Origin of the sequence: Reichenbachiella sp. MALMAid0571, from assembly GCF_040151475.1 — a bacterium.
In the GTDB taxonomy this organism is placed as follows: Bacteria; Bacteroidota; Bacteroidia; order Cytophagales; family Cyclobacteriaceae; genus CAXBNB01.
In genome coordinates this window covers 1-2,421 of sequence record NZ_JBDKWG010000086.1, presented here as the reverse complement: position 1 = coordinate 2,421, position 2,421 = coordinate 1, and the positions used below count along the sequence as shown (strand labels likewise).

The window sequence follows — 2,421 nt, the reverse complement described above, 5'->3', positions numbered from 1 at the left end:
ACATATAGCGTAAGAGATGAAAATAAGCTAACTTTATTATCCATAAATTTAATCTTTAGGGGTTTGACTTTGATTTTGACTTATTAAGTTAATCCCCTTTAGATTGTTACATGGATACTAAAATGAATATGCGAACTGAGCACTTTGACATATCAATGCAGACCGCAAGCCTTGAAGCTTCTAGCAAATGGGTCGCATACTCATTTTAGTTGGTCGTTGTAGAGCATATTGCTAACGAAAAAAAGAATGAACAAACTCAATATATTTTTTGCCCTGATTCTAACGATAATTCTGCATGGCTGTGGAGACGATGAACCCTCAATTAAATTCAATGGAATTACTGAAACCGATAATCAAGGTGTTCAAATTGGATCAGTTGACGAAACTGATTGGCAACATGACGAAATATGGTCTAACATGGAAATCGCCCTGTTTTCAAAATACGAGAATCTTAATAATGATGGTGTGCCAGAACAGACTAGTAATGCAGTGTGGTACGCTTTCCCTAATCCAACAAATAAAATAGTTGCTATTCACTTGGCCAACTTGGAATATATTGAATTTGCAGAATGGAAATTGGTGAAAGACGACTTTAGTGTGTTAACAGGAACCTCATTTTCAAACGCTCCAGGCGGACTTCAAATTGACCTTGGAACTTTAGCAAGTTCTGGAATTTATAGGATGTATTATCTGTATAAATTTCAAGGAAATGGAACTGCTACATTTGACAGGACAGTAAGTTAAGCTCGTTAAGCTAAATTTACATAAGATGAAACAAGAAAGAAGACACTTCGATAAGGAGTTCAAAATGATGGCAGTAAATCTGTGTTTGACAGGGAAGTCAACCAAAGATATAGCCATGGAATTGGGTATTAGACCAGAATTAGTTAGACGATGGAAAAGAGAACATGAGTCATATCGTGAAGGCAGTTTTTCCGGTCATGGAAATGCTAACTTGACCAACGAGCAAAAGGAAATAGCCAAGCTCAAAAAAGAACTGCGAGACGCCCGGGAAGAGCGGGATATCCTAAAAAAGGCGGTAAGCATCTTCTCCAGGAACGACGGGAAATATTCAAATTCATAAAAGCCAAACAAGGTCAATATTCCGTTGAGAAGATGTGTAAAGTTTTTAAAATAAGCAGAAGTGGCTATTATGATTGGCTGGGGAAGAAGCCTTCAGAAAGACAATTGCAGGGAATAAAATTGAACCATGAGATTCAATTGATTTATACTGCAAGCAAAAGAAGGTATGGCAGTCCTAAAATCGCCAATGAATTAACCGCTAAAGGTTGGTCGGTATCACGTCCTCGTGTAGCTAGAATTATGCGCAAAGAAGGCTTGAGAAGCATCGTCAATAAAAAATTCAGATGTGTTACCACTCAATCCGATCATGGGTTTCCAATTGCTGAAAACCATCTCAACAGAGACTTTAAAGCAAAGTTGCCAGGCAAGAAATGGGTTTCTGATATTACTTACATTAGAACCAAACAAGGCTGGCTGTATTTAACAATGATAATGGATCTTTATGATCGTAAAATCATAGGGTGGTCATTGAGTACAACTATGACAACTGAGGACACTGTAATTGATGCTTGGAAAATGGCCATCAAAAATAGAACTATAAAAGAAGGTATGATATTTCATTCAGACAGAGGTGTTCAATATGCCAGTCTTGCTTTTAGAAATGAAATAAAACGGTACCCTGTTCAACAAAGCATGAGCAGAAAGGGAAATTGCTGGGACAATGCAGTAGCCGAAAACTTTTTTAAAATATTAAAATCAGAAATGGTTTATCATACCAGTTATCATAGTATTCTACATGCTAAAAATGATGTGTTTGAGTTTATAGAAATCTGGTACAACCGTAAAAGAAAACACTCATATCTAGGGTATAAAACCCCCGAACAATATGGGAAAATTAATTGTTCAATATGCGCTTAACTTTTTGTCCGGTTTTTTGTTGTAAGTCCAGTATTAATTTATAGGGTGCAAGTCCCTTATGGGCGAGAGTCGTGTCTCGAACCATTAGTAAGCTGCAAGGTGGTTTGTCGTGAGGCAAGCACTGAAGCCTGCCTGCGGAAGGCAGGGAAGTAGGACTACAAAGCTCGGTACTGACGAACAGGAATCGTATACAGAGGCATAGATACTTGGGTAAGCAAGCACATGATTGTAACGCCCCAAGAACACCTCAAGGAGGGGTGATAAGCCCTTTGCTGTCCAACCTGTATATGCATTATTGTGTTGACAAGTGGTTGGAGAAATACCATCCATCTGGTGTGGTGGTACGGTATGCTGATGACCTGATCATTCATTGCAGGAGCCAAATAGAAGCTGACAGAATACTTGCATCACTAAAAGAACGTCTAGAAGTTTGCGGTTTACGAGCCCATCCTGAGAAGACGAAAATAGTATATTGTAAGA

Annotated in this window: 3 protein-coding genes; all 3 read left to right on the top strand. The window is 38.4% G+C overall.

Annotated features, from left to right (window positions below):
- Nucleotides 1-246 precede the first annotated feature (246 nt).
- Nucleotides 247-744, top strand: a complete 498-nt coding sequence (locus AAOP42_RS02485) for a hypothetical protein (protein ID WP_349526876.1) — start codon at nt 247-249, stop codon at nt 742-744.
- 25 nt (nt 745-769) lie between these two features.
- A protein-coding gene (locus AAOP42_RS02475; protein ID WP_502947640.1) for an IS3 family transposase occupies nt 770-1,941 on the top strand; the annotation gives its coding sequence in 2 pieces (ribosomal slippage) (nt 770-1,028 and nt 1,028-1,941; 1,173 coding nt in all).
- Nucleotides 1,942-2,147: 206 nt separating this feature from the next.
- The coding region (locus tag AAOP42_RS02470; protein WP_349526874.1) for a reverse transcriptase domain-containing protein at nt 2,148-2,421 on the top strand (274 nt) is incomplete at its 3' end.

Excerpts from the sequence above, each read along its gene's own strand:
- AAOP42_RS02485 (WP_349526876.1), top strand. The coding sequence starts at position 247 with ATGAACAAACTCAATATATTTTTTGCCCTGATTCTAACGATAATTCTG.